The organism is Chamaesiphon sp. OTE_20_metabat_361, from assembly GCF_031364565.1.
Genome location: NZ_JANLWO010000289.1, coordinates 1 through 3,840, shown reverse-complemented (window position 1 = coordinate 3,840; position 3,840 = coordinate 1). Strand labels below are relative to the sequence as shown.

At 42.9% G+C, this 3,840-nt stretch carries 1 protein-coding gene; it reads right to left on the bottom strand.

All coding sequences use genetic code 11. The features are described from left to right. Window positions 1-359: 359 nt before the first annotated feature. Entirely contained in the window at window positions 360-3,389 is a 3,030-nt protein-coding gene (locus tag RMO35_RS08605; RefSeq protein ID WP_309740262.1) for a plasmid replication protein, CyRepA1 family, read from the bottom strand. Between the last annotated feature and the right edge of the window lie 451 nt (window positions 3,390-3,840).

Genomic DNA, 3,840 nt, shown 5'->3' with positions numbered 1-3,840 from the left:
TGCGGGATGGGATTACCTTGATTCGGCGGGTGTAGATCCGGCTCCTCCCCTTAGAAAGGGGAGGTTGGGTGGGGTAAAGATCTATCGCTTTAATTCTTTAAATTGGTATTAAAAGGGTGCCTGAAAAGTCTTATTGCTTCGTTTACGGTGGGTAAATCCCCCTGTCTTGTCTCGCTGTCTTGTCGTTTTTTTATTCGGGGGGAACCCCCAAATAAAAACGCCGCTTTTATGTGCGGGGGAACCCCGCCCATAGCGAGCCGCTAAATCCCCCTTAAAAAGGGGGACTAAGAGTCCGGTTCCCCCCTTTTTAAGGGGGGCTAGGGGGGATTTTCTAGGGTTTACGAGTGCTACCTCATACTTTAAGCACGACGGACGAGTTCTCGGCTTTGCTGATGTTGCCAGACGGCGAAGATTTCATCGCGTCCATCATTTAATAAAGCTCGATCGAGTCGATAGCCAATAATTACTTTATCTGATTTTTTTGTGCCCGACTGCATCGGTTGAGTCTTCAAACCTAACAGTTGCAGAAAGCGATTGAGTACCGAGATCGGATTGACTTCACCATTATTATAAGGTGGCATATCGATGCCGATCGCCCGTTTGATATGTTGACTGCACAAATAACCGATTCGTTTGAGGGAAATCAGATCGGCATCGTTAATTTGTAATAGTCGCTCGGGATCTAAAAAATTAATAATCCCTAATGCGAGTAATCCTTGAATCTTGAGAATATGATGATTGGCATCGGGCAAGAACACTTTTTCCAGGTTAGTTTCTCGATCGCGATCCCAGACTAGATAAATAGATTGAGGTAGATATTGTTGATGATTGAGCAGATAAAAATGAGTTAATAGCTGCCCGTAATAACCTTTATCATCCTTGAGTTTGAGTTCGGGGGTAATCGTCACACCATAACGCTGTTGCAATGTGTATTTTTCAACTTGGGCACGCTCTAGATCCGTGACGAATCTTTTGTTAGATAGGTATTGAAAATCGCGATGACTCAGATCGCTTGCGTTGGCAACTGCTTGTGCAGCTTGGTATTTGACTTGCTGCTGGATTTTTTTAGTTTGGGTGCCAATCAAATTGTACTCGCGATCGCGTTGAGATTTACCTTTGTGAACGTCGGCGATTTGCCGCATAATTTCAAGCGATTTTTTGGGATCTGTTTTAGTTGCTTGGATTAGTGCCATTCGCAGTTCTTGTAAGCTATCTCGATCGACATCTTCGCTAATCGGATGAATTTGATGTCCTTCATCAATTAAGCCAGCTCTGACAGCATCTCGATAGAGGGTAATCGAAGCATTTACTCGCGCGGCAAATTTCGACCAAGTTCGGAGGTGAATCGGATCGAAAACAAAGGGCAAATCGACATCGATCCGCATCAATGGGCACATCAGCGCATAGTTTTCTTTATAGTTTTCTTGATACCAATAAGCCAGCGATCGATAATTATTACTTCCACTACCGATCGTGCTCATGCCGCGTTTCGCACACCAGATATAGCGTGGGACATTAGCTCTTACTCGCGCTAATGCTTGGCGGACTTCGGTATCGGGAATGACACCTTGAAAAATTCCATAAACGCGATCGAAATGCTTGACATCGATACTGACTCCGGTGCCTAAAGTAGGCGTTACAAAGACAGCATCATATTCTGGAGCCTGAGTATTAATCGACGAGACAAAATCGACTGCCGGATGTCCGGTAGTGTTGGTAGTATGGCTGCAAACTACGAGAGTTTTGGTGAAGCTATCTTCAAGCTGCTTGAGATTTTGCTGGATATACCGATCGATCGTGTCGGAACCATAACGACCCGATCGACTATCAGTGGTAACATAACATTTACGACCAGCACGGAGATCGAGTTCTAGCTGGTGAATTAGGGCGGTAGGATTGGGACGATCGTAAAAATGCACATCCCATCCCCGCTCGGCTTGCCATTGATTGATGACAATCCACGGTTCGATCTCCTTATTGGCGAGCTTTTTGAGATAATCGATCGAAATATCCGACAAATCGGCATCTTGAGCGATGACGAGTCCATTAGTTTCAATTACTCTGGCGATCGTTTGTTGAAAAGTTTTGAGAATTACTAACCGTTTCTTTTTACAAGTAGAGCTATGCAGGAGATGCCACAGCGATTGCTCGACTTCATCTAAGATAATTACCCCACCTTCCCAATCTGCTGGATTGAGCTTCCAGATGGAGTCTAGACACAAACCGAGGCTATCTGACTGTTGTTTGGGAAGCTGTTCGTTAATCCAATTAATACCAATTCGTTGGCACAAAAATCTACCTAATTGAATGCGGTGTGTGAGTAATAATACCGGACGATTGCTTGCTTGTGCCGCAGCAACGATGGGAATTAAAGCCGTAGTTTTACCCGTTCCTTTAGGCGATTTAATCCCAATAATACCACTACTGGGAAAATCAATTTTCGGGAGATATTTACTCGCCAAGGTGAGATTTGCTGGATAATTTAATTCACTATGTCTTTTGGAGATCGCGATATCTAATTCTAGATCTAATGCTGCTTGATGAATTGATGTAAAAGCATCGATACCGCGAGCAACAATAAAATCGTCGATCCCTTTTTCAATTCCTGGTAAGCGAATAACTTTGACATTACAGCTCGATCGCTGAAGTAATTCACCTAAATGCACGATCGCCGTATCCAATAATTTAGCTTTGCGCGGCACCGCTTCATAATCAAAACAGATTGCTAATTCTTGCTGTTTATTTGCAAACACAACTAACTCAGCAATTAAGTTCCGATCGACTGTATTTCCTTGCAAATCTCGAATTACTCGATAGCCACTATTAATCCCCGGCAAGGCGATCGCCGGATAGCCATAAGTCAGTAGGGCAGCAGCTTTCTTCGCTCCTTCACAGATAACAATCGGCACCTGTCGATCGATAATCCACTGCCAATAGCCGATCGCTTCACCTTGATAATTTACCTCTATATTTGCAGGTAATTTAGCTTTAAATAAAGTTGCCGTTTGCGTCCAGATCTCTTTAGTTACTCGCAAACAAAATAGCCTAGTCGAGACACTCGGCGGATGCTCATATTTGATAATTTTACCATCTTGATTTTTGGTAGGAGCATTAGGTTTAAAAGTACCCCATTCCATCGGTTGCCAATTTTGCAAAGGATCTAAACCATTACACCACCAACCACCTTTGGCACAATGATTGTATCGTTTCATCCAGCTTGGCGTGACTTGTCCGCTATTATTACGCGGAATTTGTGGCGAAATAAACAACCGATCGTAAGCCGAATTTCCTTGCAAAGATCTAAAATTCAGTGCTACTAATGCTCGATCGATATTGCTATCTATAACTAGTTCTGTGTTGTGGGCACGATCTAAATTGGTTTGTACCATAGTGATATGCCAGCGCGAGGAGGGATTCATATTCTAATCGAAATTTCTGTAAAAAACCCAAATATCTAGAAATGAATATTATCGATCGCATCTAGGGATATTGACTATTTTTAACCACTATAGATAGCGTAATATCTTTAAACTAATAGTTCATCTATTCTGTGATGAATTAATGACAAAATACACAACTTGGTAATGCACGATCGCGTTAATCTGCAACCATTTAACGCGATTTCAGACAATTGACGTAGGGATATTGACTATTTTCAGACGCTATCTGTAGTGTGCGATCGTTAAATTAATTGATAATTGATAATTGGGTTTTTAGGTCTACAGATCTACAAATCTGGTATTAGAGTCAAAGTAGGGTGTGTTATCTCGTCAGGGTAACGCACCGCTCCTCTGAGCGGTGCGTTTTGCTGGCGCAGAAACACACCCTACGCAAGCTACC